The organism is Pseudomonas sp. 22085, assembly GCF_052045815.1.
Classification (GTDB): Bacteria; Pseudomonadota; Gammaproteobacteria; order Pseudomonadales; family Pseudomonadaceae; genus Aquipseudomonas; species Aquipseudomonas glycinae.
Genome location: NZ_JBQEQA010000008.1, coordinates 86,093 through 105,911 on the forward strand (window position 1 = coordinate 86,093; position 19,819 = coordinate 105,911).

The window sequence follows — 19,819 nt, forward strand, 5'->3', positions numbered from 1 at the left end:
GGCGCTTCGGCGCCCTGTAGTGGATGGCGCATAGCGCCGGCGAATAAGGTGTTAAGCCCCTGCCATGAAACCATCGCTAGTCTTGAGAATGGGCCAGCAGCTGACGATGACACCGCAGCTGCAACAGGCCATCCGCCTGCTCCAATTGTCGACCCTGGATCTGCAACAGGAAATCCAGGAGGCGCTGGAATCCAATCCGATGCTCGAACGCCAGGAAGACGGCGACGACTTCGACAACTCCGATCCCATGGCCGACAACGCCGAACAGAAGCCCAACACCGAGATCCAGGAACCTTCCTATCAGGAGGCCGCGCCGACAGTCGACAACCTCGAAGACGGCGAATGGAACGAGCGAATCCCCAACGAACTGCCGGTAGACACCGCCTGGGAAGACGTCTACCAGACCAGCGCCAGCAGCCTGCCGAGCAGCGACGATGACGAGTGGGACTTCACCACCCGCACCTCCGCCGGCGAGAGCCTGCAAAGCCATCTGTTGTGGCAGCTGAACCTGGCACCGATGTCCGACACCGATCGCCTGATCGCTGTGACCCTGATCGATTGCATCAACAATCAGGGCTACCTGGACGAAACCCTCGAAGAAATCCTCGACGCCTTTGATCCTGAGCTCGACATCGAGCTGGACGAGATCGAAGCCGTCCTGCACCGCATCCAGCAATTCGAACCGGCCGGCATCGGTGCACGCAACCTGGGCGAATGCCTGCTGCTGCAATTGCGCCAGCTGTCGGCCAAGACCCCCTGGCTGGCAGAGGCCAAGCGTCTGGTCACCGATTACATCGACCTGCTCGGCAGCCGCGACTACAGCCAGCTGATGCGCCGCATGAAACTCAAGGAAGACGAACTGCGCCAGGTCATCGAACTGGTGCAGAGCCTCAACCCGCGCCCCGGTTCGCAGATCGAGTCCACCGAAGCCGAATACGTGGTACCTGACGTCATCGTGCGCAAGGACAACGAGCGCTGGCTGGTCGAACTGAACCAGGAGTCGGTGCCGCGCCTGCGGGTCAATGCCCAGTACGCCGGTTTCGTGCGGCGCGCCGATACCAGTGCCGACAACACCTTCATGCGCAATCAGTTGCAGGAAGCCCGCTGGTTCATCAAGAGCCTGCAGAGCCGCAACGAAACCCTGATGAAAGTGGCCACCCAGATCGTCGAACATCAGCGCGGCTTTCTGGAGTACGGCGACGAAGCGATGAAGCCGCTGGTCCTGCATGACATCGCTGAAGCGGTGGGCATGCACGAGTCGACGATTTCCCGCGTGACCACGCAAAAGTTCATGCATACCCCGCGAGGCATATATGAGCTGAAATACTTTTTCTCCAGCCATGTGAGCACCTCAGAAGGCGGTGAATGCTCGTCCACGGCGATCCGCGCGATCATCAAGAAACTGGTTGCCGCGGAAAATCAGAAAAAGCCGTTGAGTGACAGCAAGATCGCTGGTTTACTGGAGGCACAAGGCATTCAGGTGGCTCGCCGCACCGTCGCCAAGTACCGCGAATCCCTCGGGATCGCGCCTTCGAGCGAACGCAAGCGGTTGATGTAAGCCACGTTACAGCGTTCCAGTGGCAGGCTTTTCGGCCTGCCGCTTTATGCACTGGCAACGAAGGAGAAGCTGTATGCAAGTCAACATCAGTGGACACCAACTGGAAGTTACCCAGCCTCTGCGCGAGTACATCGAGCTCAAGCTCAAGAAGCTCGAAGGGCATTTCGACAAGATCACCAACGTACAGGTCACGATGTGCGTCGAAAAGCTGAAGCAGAAAATCGAAGCCACGCTGCATATTCCCGGCAATGAGGTCGTCGCAAACGCGGAACATACCGATATGTACGCTGCGATCGACGCGTTGACCGACAAGCTTGATAAACAACTCAAAAAGCATAAGGAAAAGACCCAGAGCCTGCTCCAGGGCGCTACCGGTCGATAACCCCCACCCCCATGATCCGACTTGAAAGTATCCTGACCCCCGGCCGTTCCCTGGTGAACGTGCCGGGCGGCAGTAAAAAGAAAGCCCTCGAACAAATTGCCAACCTGATCGCCCGGGAAGTCCCGGATCTGGAGATGCAAGATGTCTTCGAGGCATTGATTGCCCGTGAAAAACTGGGTTCAACCGGTTTTGGCAACGGCATCGCCATTCCTCACTGCCGCCTCAAGGGCTGCGAAGCGCCGATCAGTGCGCTGATGCACCTTGATGCCCCTATCGATTTCGACGCAATCGACGGCGCGCCTGTGGATCTGCTGTTCGTCCTTCTGGTGCCGCAAGCTGCCACCGATGCGCACCTGGAGCTTTTACGCCAGATCGCCAGCATGCTCGACCGCAAGGACGTGCGCGACAGACTGCGCAGCGCGCCAAGCAACGAAGCCCTGTACCAGGTCGTACTGGAAGAGCAGAACAGGCCGTAATCATGCGCTTGATCATTGTCAGCGGCCGTTCCGGCTCGGGTAAAAGTACTGCCCTGGATGTCCTTGAGGACAACGGTTACTACTGCATTGATAACCTGCCGGCCGGCCTGCTGCCGGAGCTGGCCGAACGTGCCCTGATTCACACCGAACTGGCGCAGCCACTGGTGGCGGTATCGATCGACGCACGCAATCTGCCGAGCCATCTGAGCCGATTTCCGGAATTGCTCGAGGACGTACGCGCCAAGCATATTCAATGCGATGTCCTGTATCTGGATGCCGACGAAGAAACCCTGCTCAAGCGTTTCTCCGAAACTCGCCGCCGCCACCCGCTGAGCAACGCCAATCGTTCGCTGGCAGAAGCCATTCAGGATGAAAGCGCCCTGCTCGGCCCGATTGCCGATCTCGCCGATCTGAAGATCAACACCACCCATCTCAACCTGTACCAGCTACGCGACACCATCAAACTGCGCCTGTTGAACCAGCCGGAGCCGGGCACGGCGTTTCTGGTGGAGTCGTTCGGTTTCAAACGCGGCATGCCGGTGGATGCGGATCTGGTGTTCGATGTACGCTGCCTGCCGAACCCGTACTGGAAGCCGGAACTGCGCGCGCAATCAGGTCTCGATCAACCGGTCGCCGAGTATCTGGCCGCGCAGCCCGAGGTCGAGGAGATGTACCAGGATATTTACACGTACCTGCACAAATGGCTGCCGCGCTTCGCCGCGAGCAACCGCGCTTACGTCACCATTGCCATCGGCTGCACCGGCGGGCATCACCGTTCCGTTTACCTGACCGAACGTCTGGGCCAGGCGCTGCAGAAGACCCTGAAGAACGTCCAGGTCCGCCACCGCGACCTCAGCTAAAGGATTCACACCGCGATGCCTGCTCGGGAAATAGAAATCATCAATAAACTGGGCCTGCACGCCCGCGCATCGGCAAAATTCGTCGGCGTGGCGGGCCAGTTTCCCGATTGCACGATCAGAGTCGGCCGTACCCCGGAAACCACGGTTGACGGTAAAAGCATCATGGCGATGATGATGCTCGCTGCGGGCAAGGGCACCAAAATCCACCTGAGTACCGAAGGCCACCAGGAACAGGAAGCCATGGATGCGCTGGTTGCGCTGATCAACAACTACTTCGATGAAGGTGGCTGAAAACGCTTGAAGCGAGGGAGCCAGCTCCCTCCTGCGTTTCAGCCCAATGCCGTGTCCATCACCATCATCAGACAGAATCCGATCAACAAGCCCAGGCTTGCCAGCTTCTCATGACCATTGCGTCGCGACTCCGGAATGACCTCGTGAGTCACCACCAGCAGCATGGCACCCGCCGCCAACGCCAAGCCCAAGGGCAGCAATAACTCGGCAAGACTGACCAGCCAGGCACAGAGCAGCGCGAACACCGGCTCGACCAGACCTGACGCTGCGCCAATCAAGAATGCCTTGACCCGCGACATCCCGGCACCGGCCAGTACCAGTGCAATCACCAGCCCTTCCGGCACATCCTGCAAGGCAATGCCCATGGCCAGACTGTCTGCGTCCGGCACTCCACCACCCGCCGAGACACCGACCGCCATGCCTTCCGGGATGTTATGGGCAATGATGGCGAACACGAACAACCAGATCCGCGGCGGAATCACCGGATGCTCGACAGTGCCGATGAGCATTTCCGGCGAGGCGCCCGAGACCCGGCGATCAACCAGATAAAGGCCAAACGCCCCGAGCATGATGCCGAAACAGATCAGGCCGCTGGCGCCCCAAGGGCTCAACCCCAGACCTTCGGCGGCGGCGATTCCCGGCACGATCAGCGAAAACGCGGTCGCGGCCAGCATCACACCGGCGCCAAAACCCAGCAGCGTATCGCCCAGCGCCCGGGGCATGTTGCGGATCACCAGCACCGGAACCGCTCCAAGTGCGGTGCCGAGGGCGCAAATCGCGCCGCCCTGCAATGCCCGCGACAGCCTAGGTTCCAGATTCAGCCATTCCAGTCCGTGAGCGACCAGCAGGGTCATGCCCGCCAACAGCAACAGCGAACCGATTGCGTAACGAAACATACGCCCACTTCCGATCGCCAGTGTCTCAGTGCCCATAGTCAGCCTTGAATTGTTTTTATAGAAGACTTAAACCAGCGCGGCCTGATAGCGCGCAGCGACTTGCGGCCAGTTGATCACGTTGTAGAACGCGCTGATGTATTCCGGCCGACGGTTCTGATATCGCAGGTAGTAAGCGTGCTCCCACACGTCGAGGCCGAGAATCGGCGTGTTGCCGTTCATCAGCGGACTGTCCTGGTTACCGCTGCTTTCCACCACCAGTTGCTTGTCCGAGGTGACGCTGAGCCACGCCCAACCACTGCCGAAGCGGGTCAGCGCGGCCTTGGTGAAGGCTTCCTTGAAGCTGTCGAGGCCGCCCAGTTGCTCATCGATCGCCTTGGCCAGCGCACCGTCCGGTTTGCCACCGCCGTTGGGCACCATCACTTCCCAGAACAGCGAATGGTTGGCGTGACCGCCGCCCTGATTGATCACCGCCGCACGAAGTTTTTCCGGCAGTTGCTGGACACTGGCGACCAGTTTTTCCACCGGCCACTCCGCAAACTCGGTGCCCTCGACCGCGGCGTTCAGATTGTTGATGTAAGTCTGATGATGCTTGGTGTAGTGGATCTCCATGGTTTGCGCATCGATGTGCGGTTCCAGTGCGTCGTAGGCGTAAGGCAAAGCTGGCAGGGTAAAAGCCATTTCAGTGGACTCCATGGTGATGTGGGGCAGGCGCGCGCCGCGCATTGCCGGTATCCGGATGCAGCAAACGCTGGGTGCGCGGGTATTCGCCGTGTTCGCTGATGAAATTGAGCAGCTCGACGTAGGTCTTGCTGCTCTGGCGCAGCGCCGCTTCACGCAGCGCCGGGCGCAGGCGCTCGTCCTGCATGGTCTGCAACAGCCGTTGATGGATCGCGCACAGGTATTCGGCGCTCTCCTCCGGCTGATTCAGCCGCAGGTGCAAATCCGCCAGGTTGTGGTGGGAGATGACGCAGGCCGCCACCGCTTCGTCGGCATCGGCCCAGCGCTCGAACAACACCTGGGCCAACGCCAAGGCTTGCAGGTAGGCCTCGCGGGCGTCGATCAGCTCGCCCAGCATGAAGCAGCGATTGGCCCGTTCGATCGTGCGTTTCCAGTGCTCCATGGTGAACCTCCAAAGCGGTTGCGGTGCTTACACGCCGCCAGCGGTAAGTTTCTCGGGATTGAGCAACGCTTCCAGCTGGCTGCGCGACAGGTCGGTGTGCTCCAGCGCAACGTCGATCACCGGGCGACCCTGTTTGTAGGCCTGCTTGGCGATTTCGGCGGCTTTCTGGTAACCGATGATCGGGTTGAGCGCGGTGACCAGAATCGGATTGCGCGACAGCGCCTCCTTGAGGCGCGACTCGTTGACTTTGAAGCTGGCGATGGCCTTGTCAGCCAGCAGACGGCTGGAGTTGGCCAGCAACTCGATGCTGCTCAACAGGTTCTGGGCGATGATCGGCAGCATCACGTTCAGTTCGAAATTGCCCGACTGCCCGGCGATGGTGATTACAGTGTCGTTGCCTATCACTTGCGCGGCCACCATGGCAGTGGCTTCCGGGATCACCGGATTGACCTTGCCCGGCATGATCGACGACCCCGGCTGCAAGCCTTCCAGCTCGATCTCACCGAGGCCGGCGAGCGGGCCGGAGTTCATCCAGCGCAGGTCATTGGCAATTTTCATCAGCGATACGGCGGTGGCCTTGAGCTGGCCCGACACGGCCACGGCAGTGTCCTGCGAGCCGATCAGGGCGAACAGATTCTTGCCAGGGGTGAACTGGACATTGGTCAACTGGCTGAGCTGGCGGCTGAACCGCGCAGCAAATTCCGGATGCGCATTGATCCCGGTACCGACCGCTGTGCCACCCTGTGCCAGGGATTGCAGGCTTGGCAACAAGTCCTGCAGGTGACCGATATTAGCCTTGAGCTGCTGCGCCCAACCGTTCAACGCCTGGCTCATGCGCACCGGCATGGCATCCATCAAGTGGGTGCGGCCAGTCTTGACGTGGTGATGGACTTGCTCGGCCTTGCGTTCGATCACTTGCACCAGGTGCAGCAGTGCCGGCAGCAGTTGTTCGTGCAGGGCCAGCGCGGCGCTGACGTGGATAGTGGTTGGAATAATGTCGTTGCTGCTTTGCCCGCAGTTCACATGATCATTGGCGTTTACTGGCTCCTCGAGCAGACGACTGGCCAGCGTGGCGATCACCTCGTTGGCGTTCATGTTGGAGCTGGTGCCGGAACCGGTCTGGAAAATGTCCACCGGAAAATGCCGCATGAAGTCGCCCTCCAGCACCCCTTGGGCGGCATCGCTGATGGCTTTGCCTTGCGCGGCACTGATCTGGTTGAGTTCAACGTTGGCCCGGGCGGCAGCGGCTTTCGCCAGAATCAAAGCGCGAATGAACTGGGTCGGCATCGGCTTGCCGCTGATCGGGAAGTTATCCACGGCGCGCTGGGTCTGCGCGCCGTAGAGAGCGTCCACCGGCACCTGCAGTTCGCCCATGCTGTCGCGCTCAATACGTGTCTTGGTCATCTGAAAATCCTTGCACCAGTTCTATGAGAGGAATCGAGGGAAGCAACTCGCAGGTCGCCAATTGCCAGATGTAGCTTTGCCAGCGTTTGAGCCGGCACTTGCAAAGCGAGAGGCGCTCCATTTCACGCAAGGGCCGCCAGGCTTGATCGAGACACAGGCTGCGCCAATGCCACGGCAGCGCGATGTCGGTGGCCGTGTCGAGCAGCAGGCGGAAAGAGGTTTCAGCAACCATCCAGGGCGAGGTCGCCGTGCAGCAGGCCAGATACCGGCCTTCGGTCAGGTAGTGTTCAATCAGGCGAGGTTCATCGGGATCCATCGCGCAACGGATCTGGCAACTCATCCAGCGCCAGCTTTCGAGATACGGCTGCTCGTGCAAGGCAGAACTCATGACCCTGGGCTCACCCGATAATGAGATTTATTATTAGATGATAATGAGAAACAAAACAAGAGCAGCTTTTTTGCTGCCCTCATCAGATCGAAAAATTTGCAGACACAAAAAAAGGCGCGCCTCCCAATCGGGTGGCGCGCCTTTTTTGTACCTGCCTGCGGATTAGCTGCCCGCGACAGTCATCTTCTCGATCAACACCGAACCAGTGCGAATGTTGCTGCGCAGCTCCAGATCGTTACCGACCGCGACGATCTGCTTGAACATGTCACGCATGTTGCCGGCGATGGTCACTTCCTGCACCGCGAACTGGATTTCACCGTTCTCGACCCAGAAACCCGCCGCACCGCGCGAGTAATCACCGGTCACCATGTTCAGACCGTGGCCCATCAACTCGGTGACCAACAACCCACGCCCCATGCGTCGCAGCAAGGCGGCCTGGTCTTCATCCCCATGGGTGACGAACAGGTTGTGCACGCCGCCCGCGTTGGCGGTACTCGGCATGCCGAGTTTGCGACCGGAATAAGTGCCAAGAATGTACGACACCAACTCGCCCTTCTCGACGAACGGTTTGGCATAGGTCGCCAGGCCGTCACCATCGTAGGAAGCACTGCCCATGGCACGCATCAGGTGCGGACGCTCGTCGATGGTCAGCCATTCCGGGAACAGCTTCTGCCCCAAGGTGCCTTCAAGGAACGACGATTTGCGGTACAGACTGCCGCCGGAAATCGCCGACAGAAAGCTGCCGAACAACCCACCCGCCAGTTCTGCCGAAAACAAAACCGGCACTTCGCAGGTCGGCACCGGACGCGCTCCCAGGCGACTCGCCGCCCGCTGCGCAGCACGCTGGCCGATACTCACCGGATCCGCCAGCAAGCTGCCCTGGCGGTTCACGTCATACCAGTAGTCGCGCTGCATCTGGCCATCGGCCTCGGCGATCATCACGCAGCTCAGGCTGTGCCGGGTCGAGGCGTAACCGCCGATGAAACCATGGCTGTTGCCATACACGCGGCAGCCCTGATGAGTGCTCAACGTGGTGCCATCAGCATTCTTGATGCGCGCATCGGCGTCGAACGCGGCGGCTTCGCAGAGCAATGCCTTTTCAATGGCCTGCTCCGGGGTGATGTCCCATTGGTGGAACAGATCGAAATCCTGGATATCCCGGGCCATCAGCGCAGCATCAGCCAGCCCCGAGGCTTCGTCTTCGGAGGTGTGCTTGGCAATCGCCAGCGCCGCAGCAACGGTCTCGCGAATCGCATCCGGCCCGGTGGCGGAGGTGCTGGCCGAGCCTTTGCGCTGACCGACATACAATGTGATGCCGAAGCCCTGATCGCGGTTGAATTCGACCGTTTCGACTTCACGCTGACGCACCGACGTCGACAGGCCCTGCTCCAGCGACACCGCTACTTCGCAGGCACTGGCTCCCTGACGCCTGGCTTCGGCGATGATTTGCTCGACCTGTTCCTGCAGTGCCGGCAATGCCTGTGGGCCGACGCTTTCAACTGCACTCATGCTCATCTCCACTCAAATTCTGCTTTCGGCTGGGGCCTTCGAGCGACCGGGCCGGACAAGCGGCCCCCGACTGGTTATCATGGCGGCGTTTCTTTGCGGACTGCCACCATGGTTGATTCTTACGACGACTCCCTCGATACGGGAGAAAAAAGCAAATCCCAGGTCAAACGCGAGCTGCATGCTCTGGTTGACCTTGGCGAACGCCTTACAACGCTCAAGCCCGACTTGCAGGCAAAACTGCCACTGACCGACGCTTTGCGCCGGGCCCTGGCCGATGCGCCCAAGCACACCGCGAACATCGCGCGTAAACGGCACTTGCAGTTCATCGGCAAACTGATGCGCGATCAGGACACTGACGCGATTCTCACCTTGCTCGATCAACTCGATGCCTCAACCCGTCAGTACAACGAGCGTTTCCACAACCTCGAACGCTGGCGTGACCGCCTGATCGCCGGTGACGATGCCGTGCTGGAGAAATTCGTCGTCGATTATCCGGACGCCGACCGCCAGCAACTGCGTTCCCTGATCCGTCAGGCCCAGCACGAGGTTGCGCAAAACAAACCTCCTGCCTCGAGCCGCAAGATCTTCAAGTACATCCGTGAGCTGGACGAGACTCAACGCGGTCTGCGCTGATATTCGCCACCGGGTGGCCGCACCGCGCGCCACCCGAAGCTCCATTCCTTCTTATGCGCCCGTGCCACCCACGGTGATCGCATCGATTTTCAGGGTCGGCTGACCGACACCCACCGGCACCGACTGCCCGTCCTTGCCGCAAGTCCCCACGCCGCTGTCCAGCGCCAGGTCGTTACCGACCATCGACACCCGGCTCATCGCTTCCGGACCGTTGCCGATCAACGTTGCGCCTTTGACCGGCGCGGTGATCTTGCCGTCCTCGATCAAATACGCCTCGCTGGTGGAGAACACGAACTTGCCGCTGGTGATATCGACCTGACCGCCGCCAAGATTGGCGCAGTAGATGCCCTTCTTCACCGAGGCGATGATTTCCGCCGGATCGCTTTGGCCGCCGAGCATGTAGGTGTTGGTCATTCGAGGCATCGGCAGGTGCGCGTAGGATTCACGGCGACCGTTGCCGGTGCGGGCCACGCCCATCAGCCGCGCATTGAGCTTGTCCTGCATATAACCCTTGAGCACGCCGTTTTCGATCAGCGTGGTGCACTCGGTCGGGGTGCCTTCGTCGTCCACACTCAGGGAACCGCGACGACCGCTCAGAGTGCCATCATCGACAATGGTGCAAAGTTTCGAGGCAACCATTTCGCCCATGCGACCGCTGTAGGCCGAGCTGCCCTTGCGGTTGAAATCGCCTTCCAGACCGTGACCGACCGCTTCGTGCAGCAGCACGCCGGACCAGCCCGAACCCAGAACCACCGGCAAGGTGCCGGCCGGTGCCGGAATCGCTTCCAGATTCACCAGCGCCTGACGCAACGCTTCACGGGCATAGCTCATGGCGCGGTCTTCGGCGAGGAAATAACGGTAGTCGGTACGCCCGCCGCCGCCATGACCACCGCGTTCGCGACGGCCGTTCTGTTCGACGATCACACTGACGTTGAAACGCACCAGCGGACGCACATCGGCAGCCAGGCCACCGTCAGTCGAGGCCACCAGAATTCGCTCCCAGACCCCGGCCATGCTTACGCTGACCTGCTGGATACGCGGGTCGAGGGCGCGGGTCGCCACGTCGATGCGTTTGAGCAGTTCGACTTTTTCAGCGCGGCTCAGGACTTCCAGCGGGTTGTCCGGCGCATACAACTGGGCGACGTCCTGGCTGCTGAAAGCCTGCACTGTGCCGTTCTGCCCGGCGCGGGAAATCGAACGGGCCGCGCGGGCCGCCGCGCCGAGGGCTTCGAGGGTGATCGCGTTGCTGTAGGCGAAACCGGTTTTTTCGCCGGACTGCGCACGCACGCCGACGCCCTGGTCGAGGTTGAAACTGCCTTCCTTGACGATGCCGTCTTCCAGCGACCAGGACTCGGAAATCTGCCCCTGGAAATACAGGTCGGCCGCATCGATGCCTGGACCCGCCAGATCACCGAGCACGCCTTGCAGACTCTCGATCGTCACGCCGCCGGGCGCCAACAGGTGATCACTGACTGAGGACAACAACTCGCTCATAGGTTTTACGCCTTAAATTCGTGTTCTGAAGCAGGTCGCTGTGCGCCCTGCGAAAAAAACCGCCGATGACCCGTCACCGGCATTCGCGCCCGGATGGACGCCTGTTCATTACTGTCGCGTTCGGCCAGCAACACCGCTTCGCCTTGCTCCTGCTGCGCCAGCACGCGGCCCCACGGATCGACAATCGCCCCGTGGCCAAAGGTCTCTCGTGGCCCTGGATGTATCCCGCCCTGGGCTGCCGCCAGCACATAGCACTGGGTTTCAATGGCCCGAGCACGGATCAACACGTCCCAGTGTGCCGCACCGGTCACCGCGGTGAACGCCGACGGTGCGGTAATCAGGTCAGCCCCGGCTGCGCGCAATTCGCTGTACAGCTCCGGGAAACGCAGGTCGTAGCACACCGTCAGGCCCAGTCGCCCGACCGGGGTGTCCGCGACCACCACGCCACTGCCATAAGCATAGTCATCGGATTCGCGGTAACGGCCGCGATTGTCCGCCACGTCGACATCGAACAGGTGCAACTTGTCATAGCGCGCGACGATTTCGCCCTGATCATTCACCAACAGCGAGCAGGCATGGGACTTGGCCTCGGGCTGCCCCACCGGCGGCAACGGCAAGGTGCCGGCCACAATCCATAACTTGAGGTCTCGGGCGGTCTGTTTCAACCACGGCAGGATCGGGCCTTCGCCAAGCGCTTCGGCGCGACCGATATCGGCGATGTCGCGACGGCCCATGGCCGCGAAGTTTTCCGGCAGCACGGCCAGCTTCGCACCGGCATTGGCCGCCTGTTCGAGCAAACGTCGGGCATCGCGCAAGTTGGCCAGCACATCGCTCTGGCTGACCATTTGAATCACCGCTAAAGACATGGCGCACTCCGCAAGAGGTATGCGGCCATGCTACTCCATCGGTTCAGGGGCTGGCTGTTCAAAAAGGCTTGTCGAAGGTGATTTTCGGCTCTTTCCACGGGCCTTTGACGGTGTATTTGACGCTGGCGAACCGGGCCACGCGATCGCCGATCAGCTTATCGATCAGGAACAAAGCACCGCCGACCGCCGGTGCGCCGACAATCAGCGCGGCAATCGGCAGATTGTTGGTCACCGGCAAGGTCACCAGCAATTTGGCATCAACCTGATCGCCCACCAGATCCAGCGTGCCGTCCAGTTCCAGGTTGCTCGAAGGCCCGGTCAACTTGATCGGCTCTTTCGTCACATACACGCCATTGGTCGCCACCAGCAATCCCTTGACCCGGTCATAGCTCAAGCCTTTGCCGAACAGGTCGGAGAAGTCTAGGCGCAAACGCCGGCCAATCGAGTTGAAGTTGAGCAGACCGAATACCCGCAATGCCTGGGCGCCGCCCTCCACTTCAACAAACTGGCCTTTGTTGAGGGACGCATCGAGGGTCCCGGAGAAGCGCTTGGTCGCCAGCCACGCCGGCGAGCCCGGCCAGCGGCCGTCGACATCCATGTGGAATTCTTCGCTGGTCACGCTCGGTGCAAAGCCCCAGCCCTTGAGCACATCGGCGAGATTCTTGCCGCCGATCCGGCCCTTGTACCAACTGCTCGTAGCACCGGGCGCGCCTTCCCAGCCGCCGCTGCCCTGCAAAAGAATGCCCTTGAGGCCCAGATCGAGATTGTTCAGGGCGATGCCCTTGGCGGTCGGCCGAATCTTGAGCGACCAGCCACCGACCAGATCCTGGCCCTGGAACAATTGATTGATGGTGATATCCAGCGCCGGGATCTTGGTCGGATCGACCGAAGCCAGTGGATCCGGCGCGTTTTCGTCGGCCTGGACCGTCGGGTCCGGCGCCGGCAACCGCACGTATTGCAGGTTCACCGCAATCGGCGCGCCCTTGGCGTCAGGAATGCCCGCCGTGCCTTTGGCCTGCTGGCTGTCGAGGGCCAGTGCCCAGACACCGGGCTTGCGATTCACTTGCACGGCTGCCTGATCCAGCGTGGTGCCGAAGGCCGTGAGTTTGCCGATCTTGAAATCCGCGCTGCTGAGCAACTGCTTGGCGTTGGCACCCGGATCCTGGCCAGCGTATTTGTCCAGCAGGTCCTGCCAGGGCTTGACGTCAAGCTCGGACAGAACGCCGCGCACTCGCAGACCTTTGCTGCCCGGCAACACCGCTTCGCCGGCGCCGAGGAACAACTCGCCCCGACCATCGGCAAAATTTCCCGGTGGCGCGGCAAAGGTGAAATTGGCCAGTTGATCGTAATTGACCCAGAAACGCCGCTCCTGTCCTTGCAGGGTCATGCGGAATACCGTGTCACGCCCCACGTCGGCGGCCATGCCGAACGGCGCCGGCAGATCCACCGCCACACCCTTCATGCTGGAACTGACCATCAATTGGCTGTCGGCGCCGGCCAGATTCACTTGCAACTGGTAAGGAATCGTCCCGGACACCGGCAACGGTTGAGTCACGCCCAGCCAGTCAGTGAGTTTCTTGACCTCGACCTGCCCTGACGCCGCGACCCGGGTCTTGAGCTGGCCGGGAGCACCGTCGGCGAAGATCTGCGCCGAGACCGGTTTATCGAAGGCCCTGGCGCTGATGTTCTGACCGCTCAGGCCCTTGTCGCTGTCGAAGCGGAAATCACCCTTGAGCTGGCTCAGTTCGAGCTTCGGCTCGGCCAGCTTCAATCGCGCATTGGCGGTTTTGAAGTCGACGAGGATTTTCGGCTGATCGCCCTTGGCCAACGGCACATCGAGTTTGAGCTTGCCTTGCAGGTCACCCTCGCCTTCCCAGCCGGCAAAAGTGTCAGCGGTGCCGATCGGCGCTTCCTGAAGAATCTTCAAGCCATCGCCCAGCCCGCCGGCAAAGCTGCCGTCGAGGAACATATGGCTGTGCTCGCCGCTCGGCACATGGGGAATATTGACGAAGACATCGCTGACCTGGGTGTCGAGCAACTGCCCCTTGCTGGCCAGAATCCGCACACCGCTGTCTTCGATGAACACGTCACCGCTGACCTTGCTCACGTGCGGCCAGCCCGGCTGGAACGCCAGCTCGGCGTCGTGCACCTTGAAGAACAGGCTGATGCTGCGATCCGCTTCTCCGGCGTTCTTGTTCAGCGAACCCTGATACTGGAAGAAGCCCTGATCCACCGCGCCCTTGAGAATCGCCGTACGCAGCCATTCGTCGAGGGCCGGGCTCAGGACTTGCGGCAGGTACTTGGCGGTGTAGCGACCGTCGCCATCCACCAGACCGACCCGCAGATCCATGTAGTCTTCCTGGCTGTGATCGAAGTGCAGGCGGATCAGGAAGTCGCCGGCGATCTTGCCTTCCTCGCCGAGCACCTTCAAGTACGGCGCGATCAGGGTGAACCCTTCTTTATCGAGCTTCCAGGTCAACCGGGCGTTGGCCTGAATGTATTGCCACGGCTTGGCGAAAATCGGATCGAGGTGCAGGACGAAGTCCTTGCTGTCCATGCGCAGCTCGCCGCCGCCGAGATTGCCAGTAAGGCTGCCGCTGACATTCCGTGCCGCCGGCGCGCCGTGGTAGGCGTCGAAGCCGACTTGATCGAGGTTGGCGGCGAAGCTGAATTTGCTGTCGTCGGTGGCATTCGGCCGGAAATCCAGCAACACGTTACGCAGACTGCCGGTCACTTTCAGGCGCTCGACCACTGTGGCGAAGCCTTGGGGCAATGGGCCGAGGGCATTGAGCAAAGGTGTGATCGGCGTCAGGTCGAGCCGGTCAGCCTGCAGATGCCAGAGTTCTTCGGTGTTGTCGTTGGCGACAGTCTGTTTGATCTGGACATGGGATTCCCAACGGGTTTCGCCGACATTCATCGCCAGCGAATCCAGCGTGACAATGGCTCCCTCGGAACCGCGCTGGAAATAGCCATTGAGCGCCAGATTGTTGATCTGGATCGGCTTGCGTTCAGCGTAGGCGCCGGTCAGTTGCGGCGCATTGAGACGGATCGCGGCACTTTGCAGCGCCCCCTCGCGCCAGTTGACCCACAACTCGCCACCGGCCTTGATCGCGGAGAAATTCCACTGTTGAGTCAGGCGCTCGGGCAGCCATTTGGACCAGTCGCTCTGCGGCAGGCTGGCATAGCCTTCCAATTCGCTGTTCTGCCACTGATTCGGACGAAGGCGTGTGCGCAGGCTCAGCGCCACAGGCTGACCGTCGGGCAGGGTCAGGCGCGCATCGAGGCGTTGGCGGCTGGAACCGGTCTTTAGATTGAGGCCGACATAAGTGAGGGTCAGCGGCGCCTGCTCCAGCGGCTGCAACGTCACCTGACTGTCGAGCACCGACAGTTGCTGAATCATTTGCATGCGGTTGAACAGTTGTTCGGGATCCATGGGCTGATCCTGCTGCACCGGCAAGCCTTCCAGCGCCCACTTTCCGTCTTCGCCTTCCTTGAGGCTGATCTTCAGACCGTTGAGTTCAAGATGGGCGATGCGCACTTCCCGGGCCAGCAAACTGGCCCAAAGATCCGGCACCGCGCGCACCCGATCCAGGCGCAAGGCGTTGGCGCCGCTGCCGACCATCACGTCGTGGGCCAGCAGGATCGGGGCAAATCCGCTCCAGTTGCCTTCCAGCTCGCCGATCTGCAGCGGCATGCCCAGGGCAGCACTGGCCTTGTCTTCGATATCGGCGCGGTATTCGGCCACCAGTGGCGTGAGTTCCCGGCCGAGACTGACGTACAACGCCATCAATACCAGAACCAACGCGCACAGGCTCAGACCCCAGCGGGTCAGCGCAGCCAAAATGCGTGTCAGACGTTCCATGTCAGTTGGCTCCCATGGCAAAAATACTGCAAAAAGCTGAGGCCAGCCGTTTCAGGAAAAAGGTGATGCAGGGGTTCAGAGCAGCACCACGTCATATTGTTCCTGGGAATACATGGTTTCGACCTGGAAGCGTATGGTGCGCCCGATGAAACCTTCAAGTTCGGCCACGTTACCGGACTCTTCATCGAGCAGGCGATCCACCACTTTCTGGTTCGCCAGCACCCGATAACCCTCGGCCTGATAGGCCCGGGCTTCGCGCAGGATCTCGCGGAAAATCTCGTAGCAAATGGTTTCCGGAGTTTTCAGTTTGCCCCGGCCCTGACAGCTGCTGCACGGTTCACACAACACTTGCTCGAGGCTTTCGCGGGTGCGCTTGCGCGTCATCTGCACCAGGCCCAATTCGGTGATGCCGATGATGTTGGTCTTGGCGTGATCGCGCTCCAGCTGTTTTTCCAGGGTACGCAGTACCTGACGCTGGTGCTCTTCATCTTCCATGTCGATGAAGTCGATGATGATGATCCCGCCCAGATTGCGCAGGCGCATCTGCCGGGCAATCGCGGTCGCGGCTTCGAGGTTGGTCTTGAAGATGGTTTCTTCGAGGTTGCGATGACCGACGAACGCCCCGGTGTTCACATCGATGGTGGTCATGGCTTCCGCCGGATCGATCACCAGATAACCACCGGACTTCAGCGGCACCTTGCGCTCCAGGGCTCTCTGGATTTCGTCTTCGACGCCGTACAGGTCGAAGATCGGTCGTTCACCCGGGTAATGTTCCAGACGATCGGCGATTTCCGGCATCAGTTCGGCGACGAACTGCGTGGTTTTCTGGAAGGTTTCCCTAGAGTCGATGCGGATCTTTTCGATCTTCGGGCTGACCAGATCGCGCAGGGTACGCAACGCCAGGCCAAGGTCTTCATAGATCACGCTCGGTGCGCCGATGGTCTTGATCTGTTCGTTGATCTGATCCCACAGCCGGCGCAGGTAGCGGATGTCCATCAGGATCTCATCGGCCCCGGCACCTTCGGCGGCGGTACGCAAAATGAAGCCGCCGGCCTCCTTGATGCCTTCTTTGGCCACGCAATCGCTGACCACCTGCTTGAGGCGCTCGCGCTCGGCTTCGTCTTCGATCTTCAGAGAAATGCCGACGTGGGCGGTGCGCGGCATGTACACCAGATAGCGCGACGGGATCGACAGCTGCGTTGTCAGCCGCGCGCCTTTGGAACCGATCGGATCCTTGGTGACCTGCACCACCAGGCTCTGGCCCTCGTGTACAAGCGCACTGATGCTTTCCACCGCAGGACCTTCGCGCAGGGAAATTTCCGAGGCATGAATGAAGGCTGCACGATCCAGGCCGATGTCGACGAAGGCCGCCTGCATGCCCGGCAGAACCCGCACCACCTTGCCTTTATAGATGTTGCCGACGATCCCGCGTTTTTGCGTACGCTCGACGTGCACTTCTTGCAGCACACCGTTTTCGACCACCGCCACGCGCGATTCCATCGGCGTGATGTTGATCAGAATCTCTTCACTCATGGCAGGGTCTCGTTCAGGCATGTTCACGATAATGGCCGCATCTTGTCCGTTCGACGCTCATCGCGCGTTCAGGTTTTGCCAACAGGGTATGCCGAAATGGCCAAGCAGTTCTGCGCTTTCGCACACCGGCAAGCCGACGACCGCCGAGTAGCTGCCATTGAGGCCGGCGACGAACACCGCGCCGAGCCCTTGAATGCCGTAGCCACCCGCCTTGTCCCGGGGTTCGCCGCTGGCCCAGTAGGCGGCGGCTTCTTCGCGGCTGATCGAGCGGAACCGCACCAGACTGCGCACCACCCGCGACTCGATGCGCTCGCCGTCGAGCACGGCAATCGCCGTCAGCACTTCATGCTCCTTGCCGGACAACATCATCAGCATGGCGCATGCATCGGCTTCGTCCACCGGTTTGCCAAGAATTTTGCCGTCCAGCACCACCGCGGTGTCGGCGCCCAGTACGCAATACGCTACGTCGGAAACGACGGCGCGCCGCCCGGCCTCGGCCTTGCCGCGCGCCAGGCGCTCGACGTAGGCCGATGGGGATTCATTGGCGAGAGGGGTTTCATCGATATCCGCGCTGATGGCGGTAAACGGGATGCCGATCTGCGTGAGCAATTCACGCCGACGCGGCGATCCTGAGGCGAGGTAAAGCTTTTTCATCAAGACATCTCCCTGTTTGGTGCCCTGCCTCACAAATGCTGTTCCCTTTGGTCGGCGTCTGTTGTTGCCATACTGCGTTGCCGTTCCTCGCCATAGCACGCTATGACTCGTCACGGCGCCTTGTCTGGCAACAACAGCCGCTCGCCCAAAAAGAACTTCATTTGCGAGGCAAGGCACTGGTACGGGCAAATGCCTGACCGAATCAGTTGATTTTGTAGCGCCGACGCAATCCACGCAAAGCGAAGCTGACCCAAGGCCAGAGCAAGGCACTGACCAGTGCCGGCAGGACCAGTGCGAGGGTCGGCTGACGGTTGCCGGTCAAGGCACTGAGCCAGAGTTGTACGAGCTGGGCGAGGCCGAAGATCACCAGAATCACCAGGCACTGCTGCCACATCGGGAACATTCGCAGGCGTTGTTGCAACGACAGCACGAGGAACGTGATCAGTGTCAGGATCAATGCATTCTGACCGAGCAGATCGCCTTGCAGCACGTCTTCGGCCAGCCCCAGGCAGAACGCCGTGACCATGCCGACCGTATGCGGCAGGTACAAAGCCCAGAAAGTCAGGAGCAAGGCCAGCCACAGCGGGCGCAGGATTTCCATGAAAATGGGCAGTGGCGACACGCTGAGCAGTATGCCGACGATAAACGTCAGCCAGACGATCCAGCCGTTACGCGATGCGGTAGCTCCGACCATTATTCTTGCCTCCCGGTGGTCGCCGGCGCAGTGACAGGCGGCTTGGCCGCTGGTCGAGCAGCGGGCTGATTGGCCGGTGGCTTGCTGGCCGCGGGCGTGGCTGCAGGCGGTTTGCTCGCAGCAGGTTTGGCCGGCGTGGTGCCGGCAGCAGGCGCAGCCGACGGAGTCGTCGTGGCAGGAGTTGCGGCTGCGGCTGGCGGGGTGACGATTTTCGGCACCGTGGATGGAATCACCGGACCGCCACCAAAGGCATCGAGGTTTTCCTGAGCCTGCGCGGCATCGTTGGCGCGCTCTTCGGCAGTGCGGTTGTCACTGAATACCAGCAACAGGTAACGGCTGCGGTTGAGTGCGGCGGTCGGCACGGCGCGGACGATTGCAAAAGGCTGGCCGGAATCGTGGATGACTTCCTTGACCGTCGCCACCGGGTAACCGGCCGGGAAACGCTGGCCGAGACCGGAGCTGACCAGCAGATCACCTTCCTTGATATCGGCAGTGTCCGCCACGTGGCGCAGTTCCAGACGCTCGGGGTTACCGGTGCCGCTGGCAATCGCCCGCAGGCCGTTACGGTTCACCTGCACGGGAATGCTGTGGGTCGAGTCGGTCAGCAGCAGCACACGTGAGGTGTACGGCATCAGTTCGACCACCTGCCCCATCAGGCCGCGAGCATCGAGCACCGGCTGACCGAGCACTACGCCATCACGCTCACCTTTATTGATGATGATGCGATGGGTGAAAGGGTTGGGGTCCATGCCGATCAATTCGGCCACTTCGACCTTCTCGTTGACCAGCGCTGAGGAATTGAGCAACTCGCGCAGACGGACGTTCTGCTCGGTGAGGGCGGCAAGCTTCTGCATGCGACCCTGCAACAGCAGGTTCTCCGACTTGAGTTTTTCATTTTCGGCGACGAGCTCGGTGCGACTGCCGAACTGGCTGGCGATACCTTCCCACAACCGTCCGGGCAGGTCAGTAATCCAGTAGGCGTCCATCAGCACCAGAGAGGCCTGGCTGCGTACGGGTTTAAGCAGGCTGAAGCGCGCATCAACGACCATCAGCGCGACCGACAGCACGGCCAGCACCAACAGGCGCACGCCCAATGAGGGGCCCTTGGCGAAAAGCGGTTTAATAAGCCGCTCCTCCCAGGCAAATGTTCTGTTTATTCATACGGCATCAAACCGGCCTGGATGAAGACTGACAGAAGA

At 60.9% G+C, this 19,819-nt stretch carries 19 protein-coding genes; 6 read left to right on the forward strand and 13 right to left on the reverse strand.

Features of this window, described 5'->3' with window-relative positions; genetic code table 11:
• Positions 1–64 precede the first annotated feature (64 nt).
• The 5 genes from ACTJK7_RS11930 to ACTJK7_RS11950 all read left to right on the forward strand — a co-directional run bounded on the left by ACTJK7_RS11930 (position 65) and on the right by ACTJK7_RS11950 (position 3,567).
• The gene (locus ACTJK7_RS11930; protein WP_064382529.1) at positions 65–1,558 is read left to right on the forward strand and encodes an RNA polymerase factor sigma-54; all 1,494 of its coding nucleotides are present in this window, start codon (positions 65–67) and stop codon (positions 1,556–1,558) included.
• A 73-nt stretch (positions 1,559–1,631) separates the two neighbouring features.
• A complete protein-coding gene (hpf, locus tag ACTJK7_RS11935) occupies positions 1,632–1,940 on the forward strand; it encodes a ribosome hibernation-promoting factor, HPF/YfiA family (RefSeq protein WP_011332471.1) in 309 nt (102 codons plus the stop codon).
• 11 nt (positions 1,941–1,951) lie between these two features.
• On the forward strand, positions 1,952–2,416 hold the full coding sequence (gene ptsN / locus ACTJK7_RS11940; RefSeq protein WP_064382530.1) for a PTS IIA-like nitrogen regulatory protein PtsN: 465 nt from the start codon (positions 1,952–1,954) through the stop codon (positions 2,414–2,416).
• 2 nt (positions 2,417–2,418) lie between these two features.
• Entirely contained in the window at positions 2,419–3,276 is an 858-nt protein-coding gene (gene rapZ / locus ACTJK7_RS11945; RefSeq protein WP_064382531.1) for an RNase adapter RapZ, read from the forward strand.
• A gap of 15 nt (positions 3,277–3,291) precedes the next feature.
• Positions 3,292–3,567 carry an HPr family phosphocarrier protein gene (locus tag ACTJK7_RS11950; RefSeq protein ID WP_064382532.1) on the forward strand — a complete coding sequence of 92 codons (276 nt, stop codon included), beginning with the start codon at positions 3,292–3,294 and terminating at the stop codon, positions 3,565–3,567.
• 38 nt (positions 3,568–3,605) lie between these two features.
• Here the strand turns inward: ACTJK7_RS11950 and ACTJK7_RS11955 are convergent, their stop codons facing one another.
• The 6 genes from ACTJK7_RS11955 to pmbA form a co-directional block, all read right to left on the reverse strand.
• Positions 3,606–4,499: a ZIP family metal transporter gene (locus ACTJK7_RS11955; protein ID WP_440780380.1), complete on the reverse strand. Its 894-nt coding sequence runs from the start codon at positions 4,497–4,499 to the stop codon at positions 3,606–3,608.
• Positions 4,500–4,529: 30 nt separating this feature from the next.
• A complete protein-coding gene (locus ACTJK7_RS11960) occupies positions 4,530–5,141 on the reverse strand; it encodes a superoxide dismutase (protein ID WP_108559596.1) in 612 nt (203 codons plus the stop codon).
• 1 nt (position 5,142) lies between these two features.
• Positions 5,143–5,583, reverse strand: coding sequence for a hypothetical protein (locus tag ACTJK7_RS11965; protein ID WP_007953590.1), 441 nt, complete (start codon positions 5,581–5,583; stop codon positions 5,143–5,145).
• A gap of 27 nt (positions 5,584–5,610) precedes the next feature.
• Positions 5,611–6,987: a class II fumarate hydratase gene (locus ACTJK7_RS11970; protein ID WP_108559594.1), complete on the reverse strand. Its 1,377-nt coding sequence runs from the start codon at positions 6,985–6,987 to the stop codon at positions 5,611–5,613.
• Positions 6,968–7,375: a FagA protein gene (locus ACTJK7_RS11975; RefSeq protein WP_108559592.1), complete on the reverse strand. Its 408-nt coding sequence runs from the start codon at positions 7,373–7,375 to the stop codon at positions 6,968–6,970. The genes ACTJK7_RS11970 and ACTJK7_RS11975 overlap by 20 nt, the downstream gene beginning before the upstream one ends.
• A 162-nt stretch (positions 7,376–7,537) precedes the next feature.
• Positions 7,538–8,884, reverse strand: a complete 1,347-nt coding sequence (pmbA, locus tag ACTJK7_RS11980; RefSeq protein WP_064382538.1) for a metalloprotease PmbA — start codon at positions 8,882–8,884, stop codon at positions 7,538–7,540.
• A 108-nt stretch (positions 8,885–8,992) separates the two neighbouring features.
• On the opposite strand from pmbA, the gene yjgA reads away from it, so the two are divergent.
• Positions 8,993–9,517: a ribosome biogenesis factor YjgA gene (gene yjgA, locus ACTJK7_RS11985; RefSeq protein ID WP_007953598.1), complete on the forward strand. Its 525-nt coding sequence runs from the start codon at positions 8,993–8,995 to the stop codon at positions 9,515–9,517.
• A 51-nt stretch (positions 9,518–9,568) separates the two neighbouring features.
• On the opposite strand, the gene tldD is transcribed toward yjgA, so the two are convergent.
• The 7 genes from tldD to mreC form a co-directional block, all read right to left on the reverse strand.
• Entirely contained in the window at positions 9,569–11,011 is a 1,443-nt protein-coding gene (tldD, locus tag ACTJK7_RS11990; protein WP_440780382.1) for a metalloprotease TldD, read from the reverse strand.
• Between the two features lie 5 nt (positions 11,012–11,016).
• Positions 11,017–11,877 carry a carbon-nitrogen hydrolase family protein gene (locus tag ACTJK7_RS11995; RefSeq protein ID WP_108559590.1) on the reverse strand — a complete coding sequence of 287 codons (861 nt, stop codon included), beginning with the start codon at positions 11,875–11,877 and terminating at the stop codon, positions 11,017–11,019.
• 58 nt (positions 11,878–11,935) lie between these two features.
• Positions 11,936–15,739: a YhdP family protein gene (locus tag ACTJK7_RS12000; protein WP_440780383.1), complete on the reverse strand. Its 3,804-nt coding sequence runs from the start codon at positions 15,737–15,739 to the stop codon at positions 11,936–11,938.
• Positions 15,740–15,814: 75 nt separating this feature from the next.
• The gene (rng, locus tag ACTJK7_RS12005; protein ID WP_064382542.1) at positions 15,815–17,272 is read right to left on the reverse strand and encodes a ribonuclease G; all 1,458 of its coding nucleotides are present in this window, start codon (positions 17,270–17,272) and stop codon (positions 15,815–15,817) included.
• A gap of 57 nt (positions 17,273–17,329) precedes the next feature.
• The gene (locus tag ACTJK7_RS12010; RefSeq protein ID WP_236195802.1) at positions 17,330–17,926 is read right to left on the reverse strand and encodes a Maf family protein; all 597 of its coding nucleotides are present in this window, start codon (positions 17,924–17,926) and stop codon (positions 17,330–17,332) included.
• A 202-nt stretch (positions 17,927–18,128) separates the two neighbouring features.
• The gene (gene mreD, locus ACTJK7_RS12015) at positions 18,129–18,620 is read right to left on the reverse strand and encodes a rod shape-determining protein MreD (RefSeq protein WP_064382544.1); all 492 of its coding nucleotides are present in this window, start codon (positions 18,618–18,620) and stop codon (positions 18,129–18,131) included.
• The gene (mreC, locus tag ACTJK7_RS12020; protein ID WP_108559584.1) at positions 18,620–19,744 is read right to left on the reverse strand and encodes a rod shape-determining protein MreC; all 1,125 of its coding nucleotides are present in this window, start codon (positions 19,742–19,744) and stop codon (positions 18,620–18,622) included. Before mreC ends, mreD begins: the two co-directional genes overlap by 1 nt.
• Between the last annotated feature and the right edge of the window lie 75 nt (positions 19,745–19,819).